This window comes from Rhodococcus sp. LMD (genome assembly GCF_056108245.1).
Genome location: NZ_JBWBAJ010000002.1, coordinates 47,552 through 70,624, shown reverse-complemented (window position 1 = coordinate 70,624; position 23,073 = coordinate 47,552). Strand labels below are relative to the sequence as shown.

Sequence of the window (23,073 nt, the reverse complement as noted above, 5' to 3'; positions counted from 1 at the left end):
CGCGGGTTCCACAACACTCTCTAAGTGGCATCCTCAGATCGTTCACCGGCCCAAATGCCCTTGAAGTGCTCGGCCTCGACTTGATGATTGCTTTCGTACCGGCTGCGAAGTCGATTGTAGAAACGTTCGGGAACACGGGCGGAGTCGAGACGGGACCTGAAGATCTTGTCTTGTCGAGTTCGCAGCTCCTCTGCCAGTTCGTTGAGTCTCTCCGGCGAGGCGGTGTGGGGGGTGAGGCCCTGTAGCGCGTCATCGATCCGCTCGCGGAGTTCGATCTTGGTTCGAGCGACGGACCGCTGCTGCACAAGGCTCCGCAGGGCGAGGGCTGCTGCGGGCAGCGTGGGGGCGATGTACCAGGCCAAGAGTTGCCACACATACCACTGCGCAGCGAGAGAGACGGTCAAACCAACAGCGAGCCATGCCGACAGGCCTGCGACGAGCCTCCAGGCCCACGCCTCACGCTGGTCAGCATCCCAGATCAGGTTCTCTCGCTGGCAGAGCGTCTCTGCGATGGGCGAAGGGATGCCCCGTACATCGAGATACCAGTTCCGCTTATCTCCCTTTCCGTACCGCGCTGCGGCATCCGCGACGTCCACGAGAGGAACCGGGCGTCCTAGGTCCGGATTCCAGGGAATCTGGAACAACGAGGTATCGAACTGTTCTTGGATGAGCACTGCGCGATTGTTGGAATTCTTCGTCACAAGGGGCCAGACGATCTCCGTCAGCACGGCGAACACCACGCCGATAATCGCGGCGGCAACTCTCAAGTCCGGGAAGAGAACGGCCGCTAGGCCCGCCACACTGAGAATGAGTGCCACACCCCAACGCGCCGATTCGACACGTTGGGCCTTCGCGTGCTCCACATCGGCAGCTTGAAGGAGTCTGATGTGCTCGACATCGTTCTGCCGATCGTTGATGTCCTGTACCGCTCTAGCGTTCATGGACGCGGCATCCTTCCGCCGAATAGACTGCGCCATAGTTCAATTGCCGATCTTTCTTGCCCTTCGGACTCTGCGAGAATCGCCTCCTCGGCAATCTGGAGCCATGAGCGGAGTACGCGTTGAAGGTCCGCGCGTTCCGAGGCAGGCACACCGGCGTTGACATCGCCTCCGAGTTTGGCGGGGTCAGGCCAGTCGTCAACGATCTGGTCCGCCGCTGAGGCGAGGAAGAACCTGATTTCGTCTTGGTAGCGCCCCAGCCTGGGTTCGACAAGGTCGAGGGCCATGACCTCGATCAAGAAGGATGGGTTGAGGGGCTCCCCGGCTTCCCTGTTGATGGCCTTGAGCATCTTCACGAGCGGAACGAATTTGCCGTCGCAATCAGCGTTTTTCTCGGTCACCATGCGCGCGTGCTCGTGCGGATTCGTATCCATCCACTCCACGCCGTTCGGGATGCGGAAGCCGGTTTCGGTGGCGAATGCCGGTGCGACCTCGTACGAGGCGACGTCCTCGCCGGCGTACGAAATCAGGGCGACGGTATCGTCGCCAGTGACATCCGGCCATCGAGTGGACAAGACTTCGACGAGTGCCCTTACGGCCGCCGTTCCGGTGCCTTCGGCGAGGTGCGCTTGGGGGCCTTCCGGGTCGATCACCACGAAGATGTCGACGTCCTTGAGTTTTTTGGTCTTGGTGTGCCGGTCGTAGCTGCCCGTCAAGAAGTCATCCGTCAGGGTCCATCGTGTGCGGACGTGGTCGCGGATGAGCTTGTGGCGGCTCTGTGCAAGGTTCTGTTCAGACGTAGTGATCTCGAGGTTGCTTTTCAGTGCGGCGAACGCCGTGTCGACCATCCCCATGGGAACTCCTTCTCAGTCAGCTCATGTACACACGGGCCGAAGCGGTCGCGTCGGGGGCCGTGGCCAGTGTCCCGATGGTTCGTGATCTCAGGTTTGCCGTGGACGCGCTCGACCCCGGGCTCCAGCCGGGTTGCGGGGTGCGGGGTCCGTTGAAGGCGCAGAAGAGCTTGAACGTGGTGCCAGCAGGTACGGCCTTGAGCTTCGCGAGGTATCTGAGCATGGAGGCGTTGTCAGCGGTGAATCTGCGATCCCCGAGACCCTTCGCGGTATAGGAGACCGGGAACTCGAAAATCGGATCGACAGTCCCGGAGTGGTGGCATTCCACTGACACCGACGCGAGGGACCCTTCGGTGATCCATGCGGCGATTGCTGCGGCGTCTTGATCCCAGCTCTGGTAGAGACGACTGGCCTCGATTCCGAGGGTGGCGAGGATGTCGGCGATCGACGACAGGATCACGTCCGACAGATGCGTGGCTGTGTGAGCTCGTGTGTAGGTGTTGGTGGAGGTCGACGTACTCATCAGTTACCTCCCATTCTGCGTAACGCGGTGGCGTCGATCGTTGCGGTCGAGGGGGTCCGCGCTTGGGCCTGGTAGGTCGGGGCCGGAGCTGTCGACACGTGTTCGTTGTCTGCGGCGGCGGACTCTAGTGCGCCTTCGAGATGGTCAGGAGAAGGAATATGCAACATCCAACCGTTGGTGGCCGAGGCACCTCCGGGAATAGGATCGAGGTTTTCCTCCACGGTGAACGCGTTGTCACCTCTGACGATTCGGATCGAGACGTACATGCCGTCATCGACGAGAACCAGCGGCACCTGGTCCAGATAGCCGCCCGCGGCAAGCGCGGAACCGATTCCCTGGAGCTTGTCGAGGCTGGCGGCCACAGATCCCTCGGGAACAGCGTTGCTCCGCTCGAGCGTGTCTGCAAGCAGCTGCACAACTCTGCTCCACGCGTCTGCGGCCGTACGGACCGGAGATCCGGCGATTGTCCTACTGCGCTGCATGCTCTGCCTCCAGCTCGTCCAACACAGCAGCTTCCGCGGCCGCAAGTAGGTCTTCGATTTTCAGTTCGTTCGGATCGAGTGTTACCTCGAGACGGCGCAGCATCGCATCGGTCACGAGTTTTCGCACAGTCCGGCCGTCACGGCCGGCCAAGTGGGCCGCGACCGTCCGCAGTTGCGGATCCCCCGCCAACGCGCCCAGAGCCCGGTACTTGGTCGCGAAACCCTGCAGTGCGTCGGTAAGGATCGCATGGACCGCCTCTTCGTCCGGCAGCGGCATCAGCACCGTGATGTCGGACCTGGAGAGAAACGCCTCGTCGAGCGCGGACGTGAAATTGGTTGTAGCGACAGTGAACAGATGTGGGAACTGGGAGGTGTTCTCGTCCAGAGCGGTCAGGACGGCATCTGTTGCTCGATGCACATCTGCAGGGTTCGCAGACAGGGAAGCCGCTCCCCGTGCCACGGCCATGGACTCGACCTCGTCCAACAACACGATCGTCGGTACCCCGTCGTCGGCCAGCGCAGGAATGATCTCTGTCAACAACTTTGTCACCCGCTGTTGGCTCTGTCCGTGCTCCGCGCTCATCAACCCATGGGGGTTCACCTCGATCAGGCGGGCACGTTTGGGACCCACCACGGCAGCCATTTGTTGTGCCAGTCCGCGCGCGAGCGTAGATTTCCCGGTCCCGGGGGGACCCGTCAGCACCGCCAAACCATGCAGCGCAGTGACGTGGAACGGAAGCGTCGTCCGCAACTCCAGACTCAATACCGCGGCGCGCAGAAGCCGATCCTTCACGGATCGATCGACCACGATCGAGTCCCACAATCCTTCGTACCGAGGCAGCGGCACCAGTTCGTTGCGGACCACGCATTCCGCTACATCCATCTCATCCACCTCCACAGTTGAGCAGCGCGGCAGGTGAAGACGACGAGGTGCCGTGCTGCCAGGCCGAGTGTCGAGCATGGCATGGACTACCGACACAGAAAGGGCTCGCAAGATGACCGAAAGGGGATTTCGTCTCTGGTCACCGTCGCGCTAGCGGCCAGGTCAAGCATTGCAAGGCGGCAGTTGCCTTCCCTACTGGGAAGCTGTTGCCATGTCGTGATCGGATTCGGTACGGTCCGACTCTCGCGGTGCTGCCCGGAGTCCTGGGTCAGAGCAGTCGTCGGAGCCGGGCGGCGTCTTCGAGGTCGTGGCGGAACCGGTCGAGGGTGGCGAGGGTGTACATGCCGTCGATCTGCTGGTCGACCCACAGCTGGTGGACGCGGCGCAGGTCGGCCTGCCGGGATTCCAGCCGATGCCGTCGATGACCGCGATCATGAACTGCCGGGGCAGGCGCACATCGGCCATCTCCTCGATCTCGCGGACGGCGTCGGTGAGTTTGCTGCCGGTGGAGTCGAACCCCTTGGCGGCGACGACGGTTCGAGTAGACGGGGTCGATCGAGCCGAGCCGAGCCGGTCGTGGTCATGCCGGAGAACGGGTCGAGCACGATGTCCTGCGGCCGCGACGAGGCGGCGATGCACCGCTGCGGCAGATCGACCGGGTACATCGCGAAATGGCTCGCCTTCGACGGCCGGACCGGCACCCGCCACACGTCGCCCGGGTTGGAGCCGTTCTCGTCCCGGATCGCATCCAGGTCGACAAGTACGACCGGCTGCGGGTGAGCAGGAACAGGTGCTCGTGCCGGCGGGTTCAGCCGATCACGCACCGACTCCGGCGTGCCGCTCGGCTTGTGCCAGATGATCTCGTTGCGCAGGAAACCACCCCGTCCGCCTGCAGCGCCAGCGCGAGGTGCCACGGGATTCCGAGCAGACTCTTGCGGGGGCGACCGAGGTGGTGTTCACCCGTCGGGCGATCACCCCGACCGGTGCCCGCGGCCGGCCGTGCCGGCGTCTGCGTGCCCGGCGTAGGTGTCGCCGATGTTGACCCACAGCATGCCGTCGCGGCGCAGCACCCGCGCGACTTGCCGGAAGACGCGGACGAGCGTGCCCACGTACGCCTCCGGGTTCGACTCCCTTCCGAGTTGCCCGTCCCGACCGTCGTAGTCGTGGAGGTTGAAGTTCGGCGGACTGGTCACCGCCGTCTGCAAGGCATGTAGATCGCCTTTCGTAACGCAGGTGGGTGAGCGCTGCGCGACAGCCGCTTCCGACGGGGCGCCGGCGGCTGCGGCGCGTGTCCTGCTGCCGTGGTGGGGGGGACGGCGTGACCTGCACGAACGGGGCCGATCACGTCGCCTGGGTGGCCGTGCGCACCTCGCGCAGCTCGGCGCGGAGTTCGTCGGCGCGCTCGCGGGCGGCATCGGCCTGGGCGTGCGCGGCCGCGGCCTCGGTACGGGCGGCCTCGAGGTCGGCGCGGACCCGGTCGGTGCGCTCACGTTCGGCGGCGGTCTCGGCACGGGCGGCGGCAAGGTCGGCGCCGAGCCGCTCGATGGTGGCTGCGGCGGCCGCGGCCGCGTTGTCGGCGTCGGCGCGCAGGCGGGTGAGCTGGTCGCGGTGGTCCTCGGCCTGCGCGGTGAGCACGCCGATCCGGTGCTCGAGGTCGGCGACCTGGGCGCGGTGGGTCTGCTGCGCCTGGTCGAGCTGCCGTTGCCACCGCTCGGTCGCCGCGGCGTGCTCGGCGGTCAGGGCGGTGAGCCGGTCCCGATGCTCGGCGTGCAGCCGGTGCAGGGTCTGCTCGTGGTCCCGGCGGGCGGCCTCGAGCCGGGCGGTGGCGTCGGCGGCGGCGGTCTCGGCGGCGGCCGCGGCGGCGTCGGCGTCGGCGCGGTCGTCGAGGGCGGTGCCGAGTTGTTCGCGCAGGGCGGCAATCTCGACGCCGGCATCGGCGCGAACCTTGTCGGCGTCGGCCTGGATCCGCCGCAGGTGCGCATCGAGCGCGGCCGGGTCCGCCAGCAGCTCGGTCGCCGCGGTGATCGAGCGGGCCACCTCGGCCAGGCGGTCGACGGCGGCGGCGGCCTCCTGCCGCAACAGCGGGACCGCCTCGGTGAGCGTGGTGATCGCCGAGGCCGGATCGGTCGGCGTCGCCTGCCGTTGCTGGTCGGCGCGGGCCTTGTCCTTCTGCCGTTGCCGCCAGGCCCGCACCCGCTCGGCGTCGGAGGCGTACTCACGCCGCCGCCCACCCTTCGCGTCCCCCACGTCCCTACCTCTTTTCCGCCGGTCGATGTCCCCACAATCGTACCATAACGTTTCGTAACGTACTTTACTTGATACGTACGATTGGCGGGTCTCGGACACCCGGAAAGCCGCCGCGGCGGCGCGGGGGGCGCCCCCCTCCCCCGCGCCCGCCCCGCGCCCACCCTGTGAACGGCTCCGGCACCGGCGGAACGATGCCACGGAGCGGACACGGCGTGACCCTGGTCGACCTGCGGCGCGCCGCGGTCGACCACACCATCGACACCACCGGCGACGGCAGCGGCACAGGGAACGGACGGGAATACCGGCACCGATGGGTGGTACGCGGCCACTGGCGCCAGCAACCACACGGCCCACAGCGCTCGCAGCGGCGACCGGTCTGGATCGAATCGCACCTCAAAGGCCCGGCCGGCGGGCCACTACTCGCCACCGACCAGGTCAGAGTATGGCGGCGATAACCGTTTCCCGCCCCGGACGCCGGACACAGCGGGGGACCGGCGACCGGCCCCCGGCCCTCATCCCGACCACTACAAAAGGTCAGCGGCCCCGGCGTCGGGGGGAGAGGCCGGGGCGCCCGCGCGTTCGGGGAGTTGATGCCGGATTCGGAATTTCTTTGATTCCGTCCGTTCCGGTATTCGTCCAGGTCGATGTCTCGTGTCGAGGCCGAGTTCGCGGGGCCTTCCCGGGATTGAGGACTGGGCCTTGGCGCACCGACGAGTGCGTCTCAGCGGATTGCGTTGTCCTTGACGTACAACGTGATGGCCTCCCGCATGACCTCGGCCGCTCGCCGGCCTTGCGCCTGCGCGATCGCGTCGACCTGCTCACTGACCGCGATCGGAAGTCGAACCTGCCGTCTGGGCGATTCGGTGCCGGGCTCGGCGTGGGGGTCGAGACTCGGGCGTCCGGCGTGCGCGCGCGCCAGCAGCGCTCGCCCCACCTCGGCGGCCGCTGAGCCCCGTCGCGCCGTCTTCGAGTTCTCCGGGAGGACCATGTCGTCCTCCGCCCATCGAGCCGCGTCCTCGTAGGTCTTCTTCTTGGTCATTGCTTCCTCCATTCCTGCCCGCCCGCATGGAATCCGGCTGCATCAGTCCTCCAACCGTTCGAGGTGCTTCTTGCGGGCCTCCATGACGTGAAAGATCGTCACGTCGCGGCGACCGACCTCGACCATCACTTCGAGCCACGGCGCTCCCAGTCGGCGCTGAGGACCGATGAACAGGGTGGGCCGGATCGTCGATGGAGGCCGCGGCTCGTCGAACTCGGCCTCCATGTACTCGGCGTGCGCGATGGCATACTTCGCGTCCTCAATGTCGATTCCGTGCTTGAGGGCACTCTCGGTCCACTTGATCGCCATAGTAATACTGTACTACAGAATTGGCTATTTGTGTACTACAAAATAGGTATTGGGTGGGACGTCGTGTGTCGGCACTGGAACCCGCTGGTGCCGTGAAACGCCAGTTCCGCGGGGTTGACTTGACGGGTGTTGGCCGGACTCGGGGTTTGTGTGCCCGTGGTCGGGCGAGCTGTGCGGAGATAGACTGAAGGCCCCGGGGCGGGTTCTTCAACACGGTGAAACGAACCTGGACGACGTGGGAACCGACGTTCCGGCCGTACCCGCGGCTTGAACCGACGACGCCCGAGAAGGGCGTTGCCGAACCACTTCACCGAGGTTGTTCGACACGCTTTAACGACTCTGCCGCCGGTTCCGCTCTCGTTGAATCTGCATGTACACCCCGGCTCGGCTGAGGCCGAAGCGTTTCTGTAGCTGGGGGACGGTCTCGGTGCCCGAAATGTACAGCTCGTAGAGCCTCTGGCGTTGCTCGGCGGTGAGTTTCGGTCGGCCTCCCGGATATCGGCCTGCGGCCTTGGCTTGCTCTCGTGGTCCGGTCAGCCGCAGCTCGTAGATGCCGGCCTCGAACGCGGGAAAGATGCTGGTGAACAGTTCGAATGCGGTTCGGCCGGCCTCGGTCGCGGGATCGTAGACGGTGCCGCCGACACGTAGGCGGGCCTGCCGGTCGCGGATCACGGCGGTGACCTCGCCCAGTTCGGCTGCGGACCGGGCGAGCCGTTCCAGGCTGGTGACTACCACCGTGTCACCGGGATTCAACGCATCGAGCATGCCGGTGCGGTTCGGCAACTCGTGTCTGGTGCCCTTCAGTCCGGTGTCGATGTGAATACGGCGCGGGGCGACGCCGAGGGATACGAGCTGTGCTCGTTGCTCGTTCTCGTCTGATCCTTCGCCGGTTCGGGCGTATCCGACCATCACGGCGCTCACTCTAGTTCAGTTGACAACATTGAAGATTGGACCCCGTCTTCTGGATCGGGAAGCTACCGGTGGTTATCCGGTGGCAAGCCGGTGGCGTAGCCAGTGGCGCGGCAGGACTGTTCGGTGTCAGGGCGCAACAGTCGTCCGCTTCCCGAGCCAGCTGTCCACGGTGGAGAGGTAGTCGATCTGTGCCCGGAGGTTCGCGGCCGCAGCGTCCAGATCGTTCGCAGTGATCTGCGCGTTGAGAGAGGCGACATCGGCGGCGGCTAGATGCCGGGAGAGACGGTCTATCGCAAGGGTTCCTACGGCCAGCTCCTCGGCGGCCCGCCTTTCTTCGGCCAGCCGATGAACCCGGTCGAGGGCTTGCTCGACGAGACGAAGCGAGACGGCCCGCTCGATGAGCGCGGAGCGACTGTGCGCGAACGCGACCTGCCGGCGATCCCATTCCTGTCGCACGTAGGAGTCGGGGTCGGTGTGGGCAGGCACCTCCGGTGTTGCGCAGCGAAGTTGCAGCAACTCGTAGGTGGTTGCAGCGAAGTCGTGCAGCTCCATGTGCAGGGCGACAACCGAGCGGTGCCCATATGCAACCGGATGCTGCCAGGCCGGGTGCGTTGCGATCCGATCGACGATCCCCTCCACCACGGTCAGCAACCGGGTCTCGTCGTTGTCGAGAGTGGCCGGCCACCGCAACGAGGTTGCGGCTGACTCGACCACTCGCACCTCGTCGGCGCTGAGGCCGGATCCACGGCCATGCCACCACCGCCGGCGCGGGAGTCTGCTGCTGTAGTCGATGGACCCGCCGGCGCGGACCACTTCTTCGAGCCTGCGCTGCACCGGCTGCGGCACCGAACTCCAATTCACCACGATCGCGGTGCGCGGTAGACGCTGCGGGTATCGCAGCTGGTCACCGACCCACTCGCGTGCTGCCTCATGCGCGGAATCTGCCACGGGGAACCCCCTCCTACTCCAGTATCGGTGCGGGTGTTAGGCGGTGAGGGGTTCCGGTTCGGGCACGAACTGCTGCTTCACCAGCTTGGCGATGGCGAACGTGGGCGTGCCGTCCTCGAACAGCTCTCGCACCCGATCCCTAACACTCGCGCCGCGGTACCCGTCGTCCTCCAGTGTCCAGATCAGGGCTTTGAGCTGGTGGGGACCGTCGATGTCGGTGGATCGACGGGTGGTCGGAGCCGTGGCGGGAGTTTCGGCGTGCTCGTCGCGGGTCTCCGGTTCGCTGGACGATTCGGCGGTGTGTGTCGGCTCGGTGCGGGACTGCGCAGAGGGCTGTGCGCTGGGGAATGCTTGCTTGATCGCCGTGGTGCGTAGTTCGTCGGCGGAGACGCCGAACGGTGCGGTGTCGGGCTCGGACATGGCCTTGAGGAACTTGGTGAACGCGCTTCCCCAGCAGCGCCGGTTCTGGCCGGGTGTGGACATGGTTTTCCGGAACTGCTCGACCGCAAGGTCGAGGTGTACCCCCAGCTTCTTCGCGGTGGCGCGGTTGGCGTTGTTCGGCTGCCACTGCGGGTGCAGCGGCATCGGCTTCGGTGTGGTCTCACCGGTGCGGCGCTTGCGTTCGATCAACCGTGCCGAGAATTCGCCGGGCGGGGCGGCAGCTGCGCCCGAGGTCGTTTCCGCGGAGGTCGAACCGAAAGAGATCTCTGTATGGGTTGTTGGTGATGGGTTGTTGGTAGGTGGTTCTTGTTCGCCTGCGTTGTGGCGCACCCCCCCGGTGCGTTGTGGCGCACCCCCCCCCTGCGTTGTGGCGCACCCCGGTGCGACCTGCGGGGATGCGGGGCTCATGTTCACGACATAGAGGTTGGACGTCTGCTCGGGGTGTGCCTTGTCCGGCCTGTCGAGAACCCAGTCACGCCTGTCGGCGGGATTGCAGAACCGGGGGCGGACGTCGTGGATGAGGCCGGCCTCGCGCAGTTCGGTGATGTACGGATCGACGGACCTTCCCTGGCGCATCCTGAGGCGCTCGGCGAGGGTTTCCTTCTTCGGCCAGGCCCACCCCGTGTGGTGGTCGGTGAACTTCTTCAGGTGCGCATACAGAGCCAAGGCTTGTGGACTGAGGTCGTACTCTTCGAGGACGGTGAGGTCGATTAGAACGAACCGCCGCGAGTTCTCCGGAAGAGAGTCGCTGGTCTGGTCCGACCGATCGGGAAAGGTGCTGCCGCTGCTTTCGGGCGGGGCGGTGGTCATGCTGGGTCCTCTCGTGGAGGAAGACCGGAGACACGCCCGTCTTGGGATGGGTCCCAAAGTAGTCAGGTGTTCAAAGACCCTGTAGCATTACCGGTGTGTTGGGCCAGGTACGTGCTTCTCTACTTTGGGATCCTCTCCCTTGAGAGTGTGTATCTGATCTTCAATTTGCTGAACCCCTCGGCTGCCAACCGGGGGGTTTCGGCTTTTTCTGGTGCTTAGCTCGCTTTCTGGCGGGTTTCGGCGAGGTAGTTGTCCACTGCCTGGCGGATCAACTTCGACACCGTGAGTCCTGTCTGGCGGGAGAGCGCTTCGAGCTCTTCGTCCACAACATCGGGGAATCGCACCGAACGACGTGGTGATTCGGGCGTTTCACTGTTCGGGTTCAGCCGGAGCTTTCGCTTGGTGTGAGGTGCGTACTTACGTGGCTTCGACTCCGTCGCCATACCTCTCCCCGTCCTCCCCCGACTCGCTGTGTGCGGGCATGACCCTACACCGCTGGGCCACAGTGCGTCGGACACTATTCGGGTTCGGCGTGTCGCGTCGTGCGCGAGATTCCAGCTGACCAGTCGTTGGGCTCCGGGAGGCTGCACCGGGCCGGGCCTCGGTGCGCACCGAGGCCGGCCGGGTGGTTCAGACTCGCTCGGTTTCCCGGTTGCGCTCGCTTGCTTCGGCCGTGGGCAACGGTGGCACCGAAAATCCCTCGGCTTCGGCGGCGTCCCGGAACTGCCGCCAGCGGCGGCTGACGGTGGATTTGTCGATCTTCAACCGTTGTGCAACGTCGATCTGCTTCAGTTGCGGCTCGCTCACGAGCATCGACGCCACGATCTTGACGGTTTCGTGGGAGTCCGAATCTTCGAGGAATCGCAGCAACCCGTCCCGGGTCTGCGGATAGCCGTTGCAGGTCGCCCCATCGGAGCGAGGCAGGGTGTCCTCGGCAACGGCAACGGCGGTTCCTGCCCCGTCTGCATCGTTGCGTTCGGACGCCTTCGTAACCGGCAGGGGCGCAACCGCTTCCTCAGCGGGATGCAACTCCGGACGGCGCACACTCGTGGTAGTGCCGGTCTCGTGGTCCCAAGGGGTACCGAGGGCGGATGCTTCATCCTCGACGTTGACACGGTGTTGCACCGGATCTTCGTCCGTTGCGACGGCCCGGTGCTGGGCGCGTTCGTCGAGGACAACCTGCAACAGCATCGTGAACAGGTGGAACAACGCCAGCCACAACAGCGGGAAGATCGCCGCGATGATTGCCGCGATCCACGGGGTTTGCGGGATGAAACCGAGATCCTCCCCCGCTGCCACGCGGGCGAGGTTGCGATCAGCCATCTGCCACGAGTGGTAGGCGTTGCCGATCACGCTCAGTGCGACGGTGACGATCGCCAGTGCCATGCAGTACAGGCGGGCGTAGTTGTATTTGCCGGACACCCGGAAGATGACATAGCCGGCCGTTGCAGCCGCCTGTGCAACATCGATGGCAACCGGTGCCATCCACGCCCGCCCTGGTTGCACGTTGATCTCGATCGCCAGAGCGCGCAACGCATCAAACGAGAGGGTGAACGCCAGCGCTGCGAGAAACAACGCCATCGCTGCAACTGCTGCGATGGCCAGCATCTTCGAGTGGCTCATCGGCAGATTCCTGCGCAACGGGGCCTGGGACTGGGTTGTATCGTCGGACATGACCTGGGGATCTCCTATCTGGTGGTTTTCCTGGTCAGGGCGTCCTGCGGAGCGGCAATTCCTTGCAGGACGCCCGTCATTCCTGTGAATGCAAGCAAAACAGGCATTGAAAGCGTTGGTTGACTTCAGGTGTCAGCGAGCGGTCGACCGGGAGAAAGGGGCGCATCGACTCCCTCGAACGGTTTCCCGCCGTTGTGCAGTTCGGACCGTCGCCGGACTTCTTCCGCAATGGCCTTCTCGACGAACTGTGACCAGTTGCGGTCGGCTTCGGCTGTGCGTGTGGCGTTGAAGGCGAGGCGGGCCTGGGTGTACACCGTCGGGGCGATGTACACCGTCACCGCCTTGTTGCTCTGCTTCTTCTCGGGTTGCTCAGCAGGTTGCTCGACTGGTTGCGCGGGTGGTGCAACGTTGCGGTGCTTTGCCTGCAACCCGGACAGATCTCCCGTGACCTGTCGTGCGCCGGACGAGACGCGAGGCAGACCTGAGAGCTTCCGGCGCGGCTCGGTCACGATGCTGCCTCCTCGGCTTCTGCTGCGGTCATGCGGCGCACGACCTCTTCGGTGATGCCCACCAAGTCGTCCGCAACGGACGTGGAGGACTGGGGTGCGAGGGCTTGAGCTTGAGCCTCCCCGCGCAGGACCTCGTACCACTTGGGTCCGTTGCGAACCACGTCGTCGAGTTCGTGGACGAGCAGTCCCCGTTCTCGTGTTGCTGCCGCGGTGGCTTCGGAGTGCCGCACCGTCTTGTCGAAGATGGCGTCGGTGCTGCCACCGAATGCCTCAGCGATTGCGTCTCGAGCGTTCTGTTGAACTTTGGTTGCGGACGTGCCGACACCTGTGAGCACAACGCCGAGAAGGTCGAGGTCGGGATTGTCAGCGAGGACCGCATTGAGGCGGTTCATCACGCCGGCCATGCCCTTGCGGCTGGATGCATCGCTCTTGACCGGGATCAGAAGCCATCGTGCTGCGGCCGCAGCTGCCGTCTGCAACGCTTCGTCGCCGGGTGGGCAGTCCAGCAGGATCATGTCGTACTGGTGCGCGATCGGTGCCAAGGCCATTGCAAGGGCGAGTTTCGCTCCTGCTGGGTCTTTGGATGCTCTCGAGGTGAGTGCTGCTGTTGCTGCTTCGAGGTGGTGTCCGCCGGGAGCGACGTCCAGATTTGGCCGGACATCGCGAACCGGCTCGAGTGGGCCGCCGAATGCGAGTGCTTGCGCAAGGTTGCGTCCCTCGTCGTCGAGCTCGGTGTTGGTGTAGCCGAGATCCTCGGCGACGTTACCCTGAGGGTCGAGATCGACGAGTAGAACCTTGTAGTCGGAAGCGGCGAGTAGGCCACCGATATTGGATGCCAGTGTTGTCTTGAACACTCCCCCTTTGCTGTTGATGAGCGCGACGACTCGTCGTAGCGCCGCGGCGTCGCGCTTGAGGGACACCTTCTCGCGTGTGACCACTGCACTTCCCTTCCTGTCGTAGCAATCAATGCAGGTTTTGCTTCTTTTGCCAGCAAAACCGGCATTCCTGGTGAAGTCGGTGCCACCCCGAGGGTTGCAGGCGACTCGTCATTGCTGGCAATGAGGACATTACCAGGTATCACCATAATGCAAGTATTACTTGCATCGGGCAGACTTCGCGGCAATACCAGCATTGCTGGTATTGCGGACCCGCTGCTCAAGGAGGTGGAAAGGTGAGTCGGGGCGATCGCCCCGACTCGGAGGATCCTGCGTGGTCGAGCAATTGCAAGTATTGATGGCGATGATGTCACTGTCGGCATTGGCGCCTTCCGTGCACGGGCCGGCTACAGCGAAATTGCCTGTAATGCCATTTCGATGGGACCTCCGCATCAATGCCAGTATTGCTGGTCCGGCTGGCCTTGCCGGGGCCTATTCGTGAACCTCGCGGTGGGGGGCGAAGGTGGATACCGGGGGAACCTGCGCATGCGGTGTCGTGCATCACGGGTACGGGGTGGTGTCAGTCGGTACGATACCGGCCGGTCGGGATCTCGGGATCCATCGATGTTCGGTCGGGGGCATCGGCAGTCGAAGCGATTGCTGTGACCGCTCGATTTGATGTATGTGCCGAGTTCTCTGTTGAGCGAATCGAGGTGCCGAGGTGGAGGAGGCGTCTATGGACCCGGTGGCGGGGGCAGTGAGCGAACTGCTTGCACATGCGCGGGGTGATGAAGCGGCCTCCGTTCTCGGTTTGGTGCCGACGATCGAGCGGATGCGCCGTCGTCCACTCGTGGTGACCAGGGACGTGGACCTTGGCCCTGGCGTCTTCGCGCTCTGGCGTAAATATCCCGACTGGGACGAGATTCACTACGCTCCGTGGGTTGCGGACTTGGACCGCGCGATCGGGCACGAGTTCGGCCACATCCTCATGGGGCATGAGGGACGCTCTGTCCACGACACGGCGCGCCGGACTCTTCCATCCGAATGGCACGGTATGGCTCGGATGATGCTTCGCGAGTGTGGACAGGGGAGTTGCTCCGATGAGCGTGTGCGCCGACTGGAGATGGAGGCGGAGGCATTCGGTTCGGAGTTGTGCCGGCGGATCTGGGGTGCCGGCATCGCCAGGTCGGCCCGTATTCGGTCGTTGCTCAATGAGGCGCTGTAGCGGTGTACTCGACGATTGTTCTGTCGGTGTTGTTGTGGTGGGTCGCTTTCACCAGGGTGCGCCGATGGCGTCAATCGCACTCGGTTCTGGCGCTCGGGATCGCGGTGGTCTTCGTCTGCATGGCAGCGCACACGACCGTCAACGTGGGGCCGGTCGATCGGTTCGTCAGCAACGCGATAGGCGTTGCCAATGCCGCATCGGCGGTGAAGCAAGGCCTCTTCCTGGGGATGTGTCTGGGGGCAGCGTTGCTCCTGGTGGCGCTGTGCGTCCATGACGCAGGTGCTCAACGCCGTTGGGTAGGACCCTTATCGCTGGGTACGGTCGGTGCGATTGTTGTGGCTGTGGTCCTGTTTCTCGGCGCAGCTGATGCTCCGCAGGCGAGAGATGGCTACCAGTTCGATCAGCTCTACGGTCATCTGCCGGGCTATGCGGAGTCCGCGGCCTTCGTGATGGTCGTAGCTGCTGTGCTGTGCACGATCATCACGGTGGTGGTGGTGCACGGCTGGGATCTCGGCACTCCCGCCGGACGTGGTCTGGCGATCGTGGCTGTGGGGGTCGCCGTTCTGTCGGTGTATGCGTGGATGCGCGCCGGGTACATCGTTGCTGCCCGTGCGGGGTGGGTTGAACCCTCCACCCACGTGTTCGATGTGTCGACCGAGCTGGCGCTGGTGGGGTCTGTGCTGACGATGCTGGGCTTTACGTGGGCGTCCATCGAGAGGTTCTTCATGGGCCGGTCGCAGCGGAGGGACTTCGCGGAGCTGTACCAGGTGTTGGTGAAGCAGCGCTGGCCCGGAGTCATGCGGGAATCGTGGTCTGCGCTCGTTCCGGCTCGGCAGGTATCGGATCGGGCGAGTGAAGTGCTCGACGCGCTGTCGATGCAGGCCGACGAGGACGGGCTTCCGGAACGGGGCAGGCCGGCGACACCGGAGTCGATCGCGCGATGGGTGTGCACCGGTGAATCCGGGGGCGTCGGGGTCGACGGGCTGCGACCCCCTAGCGGGACCGACACGGTGAAGTGGGTGCGGGCAGTCGGTAAGGCGTTCGAGGTGCTTCGCGCTTCCGGTGAGGTGGAGTTGCAGCGTTGAAGGATGTGGTAGCCAGAGGCTTGACCGAAATCGCTGCGCCCTGGACGGTCAATGTCGCATCGTGCCTGACGCTCGGCATCCTGATCGGACACCCCGGGTGGGGGGCTTTCGTCGCGCTGTTCGCCGGGGTGCTGCCGATGATGCTGATCGTGTGGGGGATGGTGCGCGAGCGCATCGGGAACCATCACGTAACGGAGCATTCGGAACGGCATGGTCTGATCCTCGCGATACTTGCCCTGGTCGTCACAGCTCTCGTGGTGCAGCTCGTCGCGCAGGGCCCGGTCGAGATGATCGCGTTGACGTGTGCGGCCATAGCGACTCTGGTCAGTGTCGCTGTCTGGACGAGCATGGTCGGCATCAAGGCGTCGGTGCACATGGGCGTGTGGTGCGGCGTCGTAGCGATTTTCGCGGTCGGGCTCAGCCCCTGGTGGTGGACAGGGCTTGCTCTCGCGCCGGCCATCGCCTGGTCCCGGATGCAACTGGGGCATCACACGAGCAGGGAGATAGCGGTCGGTGCGGCCACCGGACTGGCTATCGCCCCGTTGACCTACCTCGCGGTCGCGAACCTCGTCTCCTAGGGGCGCTTCGGTTCGTCGGTGCCGACGCCGGTGTCATAGGGGTTGTACGCGCGGGCGGCGGATGCCACGTCGTTCGTTCGTAGCGACTGCACCCAGGAGATGTAGCGCACGGCCTGCTCGAACGAGTCGTCGTCGGCGAAGTACTGGAGCGGGACGTGGAAGAAGTCGGCGAGGTCCTGGGCGACCTTGAGTCCGGGGTTGGGGCGCTGGCCGTTGAGCAGCATGGAGATGTAGCCCTGGGTGATCGAGCCGCCGTTGCGCCGGATGCCATCCACGATCTCGTTCATGGTGAACGGGCCTCGGTCTTTGGGGTGCACATTGTCGATCAGATAGCGGAGCTTTTCGGCGAATGTCGCCACGCCCACCTCCTCATCGGGAATCAACAACGGCCCAGGTGAACCGGGCTCGTCAAATCTACAACCACCCCGGCGGCGATCAGAATCGCCGCCAGGGGACTCCTCCGCGCCCATTGCCTATCACCACGGTAATATTACTATTGTGATAGAGACGTATGGGGGTTTCCGCTTGGTCGGTCAAACGTATGAACGCAGGTAAGGGTGCCGGTGGTGTCAGCGTGATCCGCCCGGTCTGCGGTGAGCGCGCATCCACAGCGACGTCACCTGCTCCTCGCTCGTGTCGAGAATGGTCGCCAACTTCCGCCTCTCGTCACTCGTCGGGGAGCGTTCGCCTCGTTCGAGCCGGGAGTAGGTGGACTTCGACATACCCAGCTCCTGGGCGATGTCGGACTGTGCCAGACCTCTGCGAGTCCGCCAGCTGGCGAGGGTCTGCGCTTGCTCTGGCACGACGGCGAGTTCGTGCACTGTGACTCCGAGGACTTCGGCCACTCGCTCCAGTGTGCTCGGGCTCGGTGCACTCTCACCGGTTTCCCAGTTGCGAACGGTGTTGTAGGTGACCGAGGACAGGCGTCCGAGATCGGAGCGGGACAGGCCCCGTTCGCGGCGCACCTCGGTGAGCCGGGTGGGATCGAACCCGTACAGGGCGCGGCGCGGCACTCTCACCTCCGTCTCGGGTCCACTCCGGTAACTCTCGCACCAACTTTGCCGCATATGCGCAGCTGGGTGGAAATCGCCGCCGACATTCTGTAGGAAATAACTGTGGGAAATAACTTCGATCTGGAGTAAGGTCGTAGCCGTGAAGGAGGGGAATATGAGCGCGTGGCCCAAACGCTTTGCGGCCATATCATTTTCGGCGGCTGTGCTGGCTACTGCCGGCCTGGGTACCGCCCCGGCCTATGCCCAGTCGAGCACAGGCGATGAACCGCACTGGCTCGGTGAGCTGGTCTCGGACTGCCCGGATCTGTACGTGCTCGGGATGCAGGGCACCACCGAGACGTCGCCGGACGCGCCGGTGAAGGTCGATACCGGAATGCTCTCGAACATCATGGGTCCGCTGCTCGATCAGGCCCGTGAGCTGGGCGCGAGCGTCGATCGGGCGTATGTGCCGTATCCCGGTTCGTTCGGTGGCCTGACGCCAGGCGGCACCGAGTCGTATGTCGAGTCGGTGACGGCAGGGGAGGAGAATCTGTCCCTGGCGGCGCAGAAGGTGCTCTCGCAGTGCCCTTCGGCCAAGCTCGCCGTCGTCGGCTTCTCCCAGGGCGCCCATGCCGCGTCGAACTTCCTGCGGTCGGTCGGCAAGGGCACCGGGGTCGTTCCGGCCCGCTCGGTCGCAGCCGGTGCCCTGTTCGGCGCGCCGACCCGCAGCCCCGGATCGGGACTGTTCCCCGGGACCTCGCAGATGGCCCCGTCGCCGGTTCCCGGCACCAGGGGAGAGGCGGTCAAGGCGCTGTCGTCGGTGTCGTTCACCGCCCCCGAAGGAGGTGGCATCGGGCCGGTGGCCGATCTGACCAGCAGCTACGGCAGCCTGTCGGGGCGGGTGTCGTCCTGGTGCCAGGGCGGGGATCTGGCCTGTGATGCGCCGGCGAACGCCCCGGTCGTGCGGGCGGTGGTCAACGTCGCCGGTCAGGTCGAGGTCGGCGGGGATCCGTTCGTCGCGATCTCCACGGTCGGACGGGCGCTGGCGTCGACGGCGTTCAAGACCGCCGTCGATGTGGTCAACCAGGACATTCAGGCGCCGAAGAGCGCGCTGTCGGCGATCTCGGTCCAGCCGAAGAAGACTATCTCGCAGCGGCTGGCCGAGGCATCCGATCCTCGGGCGACGCCGCCGACGGGGCAGGAAGTCACGGCAGCGTTGATGAAGGTCGGGCTGATCGGCATCAATGCGGCGGTCACGGTCGTCAAGAAGGTGCTGACCCCGGAGACGATCGCGGCGGTCGCGGCGGCTGGGCTGGCCAATCCGGCTGCGGCCTTCGGTGTGCTCGCGGCCAAGACGGTCAGTGTGCTGCCCGAGCTGGTCCCGCCGGCGACCTCGCAGCGGTTGGTGCGGCAGGCGTTCCAGGTCGTGCAGAACGAGGTCAAGGCCAACCGGGACGCGTTCGACCTGGTGGCGATGACGACGGTGCGCAATGTCGCCGCCGAACACGGCTCCTACGGGTCGGTCCCGGCTACTGCCAGCGGACAGGCCCCGACCCGGTTCGCTGCCTCCTGGCTCGCTGCGGTGGCATCCGACCTCAGCGCTGCGGCCGACTCCACCACCTCCACGACGGTGACCTCCACCGCGACGACGCCGACCACTACGACGGTCCGGCCGTCGGCGACCACCTCGACCACCCCGTCGTCGCAGACGGCGACGTCCACCACCTCGGAACCGGCCGTGACCACCACGACTGTGGTCGACGCGGGACCGACGGTGCTCGATCAAGGCGGCATCTCGGCCGCCGAACTCAACTGATTCACGCCTCGACAGAAGAGAGAACCACTGATGAGCAAGCATCACAGGCCGTCACGGATCGCCAAGGCGAGCGTCGTGCCTGCCACGGCCGCCGCGATCGTGGCAGCGGGCACCGGTGTGGCCTGGGCAGCTCCGGTCGAGCTGCCCTCGCAGGGCGGGGTGACCACCCCGGCACCGTCCACTCAGGGCGGCACCACCAGCGCGCCGAAGCCGCCGGCCAAGCAGATCTACTGGACCCCGCCGCCGGCGCAGCAGCGCGAGTACGCGCCGCTGCCGGACTACAACTACGACACCAACCGCTATGAGCGGCAGTCCACTCCGGCGCCGATCAACCCGCTGGAGCTGCGTGCCCCGCAGCCGGTCGAGCCGGAACCGATCTACATCGCTCCGCCCGAGAAGATCATGATCGGCGATGTCCACTTCAACCAGCCGAATTGGGTCACCGACGACGACCGGGAGCGCACCAACAACACCGCCGGTCTGATCCGGTCGGACGTGGCGACGTTCTACAAGTCGATCGGTATCGAAGCCAGCCGTGCCGATCGTGTCGCTGCTGCTCAGATCGGCGCGACGGTGGCCGGTGCGGCAGCCGGCGGGGCGGCCGGTGCCGTTCCCGGTGCCCTGATCGGCGGCACCATCGGCGGTATCGCCGGTGCCACCGCCGGTGGTGTGGTGCCGCTGCCGATCCCGGTGCTGCCCGAGGTCACTACCGGTGTCGCCGGTACCGCAGCCGGAGCAGCGATCGGCGCTGCGGTCGGCGCGGTTCCCGGCGCAGTGCTCGGTGGCGCGGCCGGTCTGGCTGCCGGAACCGCCTTCGGTGCCGGTGACGACGAAGGTCAGCCCATCGAGGTGGAGCTGCCGGACGTGGGTGAAGACGTGCTCACCGAGCAGGCCGGTTCCACGGTCGAGCAGTGGCAGTCCTCCGGCCCGGTCGGACAGGCCGCCGCCGACGCAGTTCAGAACGTCGTGCAGACCGCTCCGCAGGTCGATTCGCAGGTCCGTGAGTGGGTCGAGGTCCAGCCCGGTGGTGAAGGCGTGATCGCCGGTGTGGACAGCGCTCTGGACACCTTCTTCGGCGGTTCGGCCGGCACTGCCGCCGAGATGATCTCGACCGCGATCGGCGACGGCATCGTGCCGGCCTGACCTGCTCGACCAGCTTTCGGTGGGGGCGGGCACGCCCCGCCCCCACCACCCGACGACGGAGGACACTTTGTCGACCGACAATCGAGGAACACTCTTCCCGGACGTGACCGAGCACTACGGGCCGCAGCCGACTCCGACCGAGACCGTTGCGACCGGATCGCTGCACTTCCCGATCCCGGACGAGACCATCGCCGACGCGGTAGTGGCATCGGACCTCGAACCGGTCGATGCCGACGTGGTGATCCAGACCGAACTCGAACCGATTCTCACCGCCGACACCACCGGCGAGCCCGATCCCGACGTACCTTCTCTCCCCGATCCCGGGGCCCACGACCCTGCCGACAACGGCGATGCCGCAACCGAGGTCGATCCCTATGCCGATGCCCCGGACTGGGTGCACGTCCACATTCCGCGAGGTCCGCTGGTGATCTCGCAGCGCAGCCGTGGGGGTCTCAAGTCCGCGATCGGCCGTGCCCGCCCTCCCCGGCCGACTCCGGCCCCCGAGTCGGCCGAGGCCCCCACCAGCGCCCCCGCCGTGCCGGTCACCGACACCGCTGCCGCTGCTCCCGCGAAGCCGGGCGGCGATCGGTCCCGCACCTGGATGCTCGTCGGCGGCGGTGTCGCCGTGCTGGCGGTGGTCTCCGCTGCGGTGGTGACCGCGATGACCGGCAGCACCGACGAACCACAGGCGCCGCCGCTGCCGTCCTCCTCGGTAGTGGCCTCGCCCTCGACCACCCCCTCGACGACCGCGACCGCGGCGCCGCCGCTGTGGTGCGCCCCGGTCGACGAACCCGACCGGATCGTCGGCAACGGCCCCGGTGGACGCGATTCCGGCCCGGCGGTGATCCAGGCATTCGAGCACGCCTACTACGTCCAGCGGGACGGCCAGGCCGTCGCAGAGCTGATGGTCCTGCCCGGCAGCGATATTCAGAGCTTCATCGACGCCGTTCCGGCCGGGACCGAGCATTGCGTGACCGTGCTGCCGACCGAGGACCCCAACCGCTGGTCGGTCGATGTGCTCCTGAAATTCCCGCCCGTGGGAGACGAAGGCATCCACAAGCAGTGGATCACCACCATGCCCGCCGACGGCGGCATGAAGATCGCGAACGTGGAGAACCGATGAACAACGTTGTTGCATTTCGCCGTAGCCCGAAAATCGAGCAACCCGAACACCTCTCGGCCATCGTGGTGGCCGGCTCCGGGGGAGCGGCCGCGACCACGACCTGCCTCGGCCTGGCCACCGCCCTGCGCCTGGGAACCGATGCACAGGTCGCGGCGATCGACGGCACCGTCGGTGGCGGAAACCTGCTCGACCGCGCCGGGGTCGAACCGATCGACCCGGCGCGGGCGATCCGCCAGCTCGGCTCCCACATGGCCGTCAGCAGTGCCGGGGCCGTCGTCGTCGGCGGTCACGGCGAATCCTCGGATTCGGTGCTGGTGGACAGCCTGCTCGCTGATCGGCATCTGGCCCGCATCCACGATGTCGGCACCGCCGTGCGGTCACCTCGTCTGACCCCGTTGATCGAGGCGGGCGCTGCGATCGTCGTCGCGGTGCCGCCCCGTGCCGAACCGCTGGCCCGGATGCGCGGCGCCCTCGACTGGCTGGTGCGCACCTACGGACGCGACGTGCTCTCCCACACGGTGGTGGCGATCTCACACCAGCTCCCGCAGAGAGTGGTCGATCTGACCCCGATCCGCGACGCACTGTCCCCACTGGTCGCCGCGTTCGTCGAAGTGCCGTTCGATGCGAACTTGGCTCGCCCCGGCACCGTCGACCATCGCCGCCTGTCGGTCGAGTCGATCGATGCCTGGACCGATGTACTCGACGCTTTCGGCCGCATCGAGGCCGGCGACCGCGACACCGACGGCCAGCACGCCGGGGCGGGGGAGCTGGCATGAGCATCCGCGAACACACCAGCGCCGACGCTCGTATCGAGCCGTACCCGGTGGCCACTCCCGGACCTGCGGTGTGGTTGCTCGGCGCGCACGGCGGATCCGGCGTGTCCACCCTGGCCCGGTACTGGAGCTTCGCCGACGACGCGCAGCGTCAGTGGCCGTGCGGGAATGCCCGAGAGATCGAATCGCCCTATGTGGTGGTCGTCTGCCGCGAAACCATCCAGGGCCTGTCCAGCGCCCACGATCTGATCCTCGAACACCGCAACCGCGGCCTGGCCTGCGAGCTGCTCGGGCTGGTCACCGTGGCCAACGCCGCCGGTCCGCCGCCGAAGCAGGTGCGCCAACTGCGTTCGATCGTCACCGGCGCAGTGGCTGCGCACTGGTCGATCGGCTGGCATCGCTTCCTGGCCTCGGCCGCCCGGTCGAGCCTTCCCACCTGGCGTGCCCTCGACGGCGTGCCCATCCAGACCAAGGGAGCGGTCATCGACGTTCCCGAGGACGTGATCGCTGCCGGCGTCGGCATCGTCACAGCACTCCAATCCGCCCTGCCGACCTTGTGGTCGGTGCAGTCATCACCCGGAGGGACACACTCATGATCCAGACCGTCGTGGACGTTGCGTATCTGGCGCAAGGTTCGGTCAACTTCGACATCAACCCGGAAGTGCCTCCGGGCGCGAACGGCCTGCTCAAGCTGCTGAACTGGCTGCTGTGGGGCGTCACGCTCGCCTGCGTGGCAGCCCTGATCTTCTCCGGCGGCAAATTCGCGTGGGAGAAGTGGCAGCACGGCTCGGGGGACTCACCGAAGATGCTCGTCGGCTCGCTCGTCGGCGCGATCGTGGCGATCTCGGCGAACCAGATCCTCGGCGCCGTCACCTCTGCGGCATAAGGGCGGGGGTC

General features: G+C 65.9%; 28 protein-coding genes and 2 pseudogenes. 11 read left to right on the top strand and 19 right to left on the bottom strand.

The window, feature by feature from the left end; translation table 11 throughout:
- Positions 1-20: 20 nt before the first annotated feature.
- The 8 genes and pseudogenes from ACWPQI_RS25200 to ACWPQI_RS25165 all read right to left on the bottom strand — a co-directional run bounded on the left by ACWPQI_RS25200 (position 21) and on the right by ACWPQI_RS25165 (position 5,924).
- The gene (locus ACWPQI_RS25200; RefSeq protein ID WP_072816346.1) at positions 21-941 is read right to left on the bottom strand and encodes an S-4TM family putative pore-forming effector; all 921 of its coding nucleotides are present in this window, start codon (positions 939-941) and stop codon (positions 21-23) included.
- Entirely contained in the window at positions 938-1,792 is an 855-nt protein-coding gene (locus ACWPQI_RS25195) for a CBASS oligonucleotide cyclase (RefSeq protein WP_072816348.1), read from the bottom strand. The genes ACWPQI_RS25200 and ACWPQI_RS25195 overlap by 4 nt, the downstream gene beginning before the upstream one ends.
- Before the next feature lie 16 nt (positions 1,793-1,808).
- Positions 1,809-2,312, bottom strand: a complete 504-nt coding sequence (locus ACWPQI_RS25190; RefSeq protein WP_072816350.1) for a hypothetical protein — start codon at positions 2,310-2,312, stop codon at positions 1,809-1,811.
- Complete coding sequence (locus ACWPQI_RS25185) at positions 2,312-2,728, bottom strand: hypothetical protein (protein ID WP_139282065.1); 417 nt, start codon at positions 2,726-2,728, stop codon at positions 2,312-2,314. The genes ACWPQI_RS25190 and ACWPQI_RS25185 overlap by 1 nt, the downstream gene beginning before the upstream one ends.
- A 52-nt stretch (positions 2,729-2,780) precedes the next feature.
- Positions 2,781-3,677: an AAA family ATPase gene (locus ACWPQI_RS25180; protein ID WP_072816361.1), complete on the bottom strand. Its 897-nt coding sequence runs from the start codon at positions 3,675-3,677 to the stop codon at positions 2,781-2,783.
- Positions 3,678-3,945: 268 nt separating this feature from the next.
- A pseudogene (locus ACWPQI_RS25175) lies at positions 3,946-4,211 on the bottom strand (hypothetical protein); the annotation flags it as partial.
- Positions 4,109-4,870: pseudogene (locus ACWPQI_RS25170) on the bottom strand (DNA-methyltransferase). The pseudogenes ACWPQI_RS25170 and ACWPQI_RS25175, both read right to left, overlap by 103 nt.
- A gap of 148 nt (positions 4,871-5,018) precedes the next feature.
- The gene (locus ACWPQI_RS25165) at positions 5,019-5,924 is read right to left on the bottom strand and encodes a hypothetical protein (RefSeq protein ID WP_072816358.1); all 906 of its coding nucleotides are present in this window, start codon (positions 5,922-5,924) and stop codon (positions 5,019-5,021) included.
- A 212-nt stretch (positions 5,925-6,136) separates the two neighbouring features.
- Between ACWPQI_RS25165 and ACWPQI_RS25160 the strand changes: the two genes are divergently transcribed.
- The gene (locus ACWPQI_RS25160) at positions 6,137-6,379 is read left to right on the top strand and encodes an AcrVA2 family anti-CRISPR protein (RefSeq protein WP_139281969.1); all 243 of its coding nucleotides are present in this window, start codon (positions 6,137-6,139) and stop codon (positions 6,377-6,379) included.
- A gap of 266 nt (positions 6,380-6,645) precedes the next feature.
- On the opposite strand, the gene ACWPQI_RS25155 is transcribed toward ACWPQI_RS25160, so the two are convergent.
- The 9 genes from ACWPQI_RS25155 to ACWPQI_RS25115 all read right to left on the bottom strand — a co-directional run bounded on the left by ACWPQI_RS25155 (position 6,646) and on the right by ACWPQI_RS25115 (position 13,504).
- Complete coding sequence (locus ACWPQI_RS25155; RefSeq protein ID WP_072815215.1) at positions 6,646-6,963, bottom strand: hypothetical protein; 318 nt, start codon at positions 6,961-6,963, stop codon at positions 6,646-6,648.
- A gap of 42 nt (positions 6,964-7,005) precedes the next feature.
- Positions 7,006-7,272: a hypothetical protein gene (locus ACWPQI_RS25150; protein ID WP_072815214.1), complete on the bottom strand. Its 267-nt coding sequence runs from the start codon at positions 7,270-7,272 to the stop codon at positions 7,006-7,008.
- Positions 7,273-7,602: 330 nt separating this feature from the next.
- Positions 7,603-8,181 carry a recombinase family protein gene (locus ACWPQI_RS25145; protein WP_083583906.1) on the bottom strand — a complete coding sequence of 193 codons (579 nt, stop codon included), beginning with the start codon at positions 8,179-8,181 and terminating at the stop codon, positions 7,603-7,605.
- A 129-nt stretch (positions 8,182-8,310) separates the two neighbouring features.
- Positions 8,311-9,030 carry a hypothetical protein gene (locus tag ACWPQI_RS25140; protein WP_474738868.1) on the bottom strand — a complete coding sequence of 240 codons (720 nt, stop codon included), beginning with the start codon at positions 9,028-9,030 and terminating at the stop codon, positions 8,311-8,313.
- Between the two features lie 138 nt (positions 9,031-9,168).
- Positions 9,169-10,383 carry a helix-turn-helix domain-containing protein gene (locus tag ACWPQI_RS25135; RefSeq protein WP_072815211.1) on the bottom strand — a complete coding sequence of 405 codons (1,215 nt, stop codon included), beginning with the start codon at positions 10,381-10,383 and terminating at the stop codon, positions 9,169-9,171.
- Positions 10,384-10,598: 215 nt separating this feature from the next.
- Positions 10,599-10,826, bottom strand: coding sequence for a ribbon-helix-helix domain-containing protein (locus ACWPQI_RS25130; RefSeq protein WP_083583905.1), 228 nt, complete (start codon positions 10,824-10,826; stop codon positions 10,599-10,601).
- Between the two features lie 187 nt (positions 10,827-11,013).
- Entirely contained in the window at positions 11,014-12,006 is a 993-nt protein-coding gene (locus ACWPQI_RS25125) for a hypothetical protein (protein ID WP_301916263.1), read from the bottom strand.
- Positions 12,007-12,182: 176 nt separating this feature from the next.
- Complete coding sequence (locus tag ACWPQI_RS25120; RefSeq protein WP_083583903.1) at positions 12,183-12,566, bottom strand: ParB family protein; 384 nt, start codon at positions 12,564-12,566, stop codon at positions 12,183-12,185.
- Positions 12,563-13,504 (bottom strand): ParA family protein, encoded by a 942-nt coding sequence (locus ACWPQI_RS25115; protein WP_072815209.1) that lies wholly within the window; start codon positions 13,502-13,504, stop codon positions 12,563-12,565. The genes ACWPQI_RS25120 and ACWPQI_RS25115 overlap by 4 nt, the downstream gene beginning before the upstream one ends.
- A 271-nt stretch (positions 13,505-13,775) precedes the next feature.
- Here ACWPQI_RS25115 and ACWPQI_RS25110 point away from each other — a divergent pair, with 271 nt between their 5' ends.
- The 4 genes from ACWPQI_RS25110 to ACWPQI_RS25095 all read left to right on the top strand — a co-directional run bounded on the left by ACWPQI_RS25110 (position 13,776) and on the right by ACWPQI_RS25095 (position 16,329).
- Positions 13,776-13,943, top strand: coding sequence for a hypothetical protein (locus ACWPQI_RS25110; RefSeq protein WP_169918109.1), 168 nt, complete (start codon positions 13,776-13,778; stop codon positions 13,941-13,943).
- 234 nt (positions 13,944-14,177) lie between these two features.
- Complete coding sequence (locus ACWPQI_RS25105; protein ID WP_072815232.1) at positions 14,178-14,666, top strand: hypothetical protein; 489 nt, start codon at positions 14,178-14,180, stop codon at positions 14,664-14,666.
- 2 nt (positions 14,667-14,668) lie between these two features.
- Positions 14,669-15,751, top strand: coding sequence for a hypothetical protein (locus ACWPQI_RS25100; RefSeq protein ID WP_083583901.1), 1,083 nt, complete (start codon positions 14,669-14,671; stop codon positions 15,749-15,751).
- 20 nt (positions 15,752-15,771) lie between these two features.
- Positions 15,772-16,329 (top strand): hypothetical protein, encoded by a 558-nt coding sequence (locus ACWPQI_RS25095; RefSeq protein ID WP_225223363.1) that lies wholly within the window; start codon positions 15,772-15,774, stop codon positions 16,327-16,329.
- Here the strand turns inward: ACWPQI_RS25095 and ACWPQI_RS25090 are convergent.
- Complete coding sequence (locus ACWPQI_RS25090; RefSeq protein WP_072815229.1) at positions 16,326-16,688, bottom strand: helix-turn-helix domain-containing protein; 363 nt, start codon at positions 16,686-16,688, stop codon at positions 16,326-16,328. The genes ACWPQI_RS25095 and ACWPQI_RS25090 overlap by 4 nt on opposite strands.
- 210 nt (positions 16,689-16,898) lie before the next feature.
- Positions 16,899-17,342 (bottom strand): helix-turn-helix transcriptional regulator, encoded by a 444-nt coding sequence (locus ACWPQI_RS25085; protein WP_072815205.1) that lies wholly within the window; start codon positions 17,340-17,342, stop codon positions 16,899-16,901.
- Between the two features lie 154 nt (positions 17,343-17,496).
- On the opposite strand from ACWPQI_RS25085, the gene ACWPQI_RS25080 reads away from it, so the two are divergent.
- The 6 genes from ACWPQI_RS25080 (at position 17,497) to ACWPQI_RS25055 (ending at position 23,062) form a co-directional block, all read left to right on the top strand.
- Positions 17,497-19,137, top strand: a complete 1,641-nt coding sequence (locus ACWPQI_RS25080; RefSeq protein ID WP_072815204.1) for a cutinase family protein — start codon at positions 17,497-17,499, stop codon at positions 19,135-19,137.
- A gap of 30 nt (positions 19,138-19,167) precedes the next feature.
- Positions 19,168-20,280, top strand: a complete 1,113-nt coding sequence (locus ACWPQI_RS25075; protein ID WP_174565242.1) for an insoluble domain protein — start codon at positions 19,168-19,170, stop codon at positions 20,278-20,280.
- Between the two features lie 103 nt (positions 20,281-20,383).
- Positions 20,384-21,403 carry a DUF8176 domain-containing protein gene (locus ACWPQI_RS25070; protein ID WP_072815203.1) on the top strand — a complete coding sequence of 340 codons (1,020 nt, stop codon included), beginning with the start codon at positions 20,384-20,386 and terminating at the stop codon, positions 21,401-21,403.
- Entirely contained in the window at positions 21,400-22,179 is a 780-nt protein-coding gene (locus ACWPQI_RS25065) for a hypothetical protein (protein ID WP_072815201.1), read from the top strand. The genes ACWPQI_RS25070 and ACWPQI_RS25065 overlap by 4 nt, the downstream gene beginning before the upstream one ends.
- Positions 22,176-22,772 carry a DUF6668 family protein gene (locus tag ACWPQI_RS25060; protein WP_072815199.1) on the top strand — a complete coding sequence of 199 codons (597 nt, stop codon included), beginning with the start codon at positions 22,176-22,178 and terminating at the stop codon, positions 22,770-22,772. Before ACWPQI_RS25065 ends, ACWPQI_RS25060 begins: the two co-directional genes overlap by 4 nt.
- The gene (locus tag ACWPQI_RS25055; protein WP_072815198.1) at positions 22,769-23,062 is read left to right on the top strand and encodes a hypothetical protein; all 294 of its coding nucleotides are present in this window, start codon (positions 22,769-22,771) and stop codon (positions 23,060-23,062) included. The genes ACWPQI_RS25060 and ACWPQI_RS25055 overlap by 4 nt, the downstream gene beginning before the upstream one ends.
- Positions 23,063-23,073: the final 11 nt, after the last annotated feature.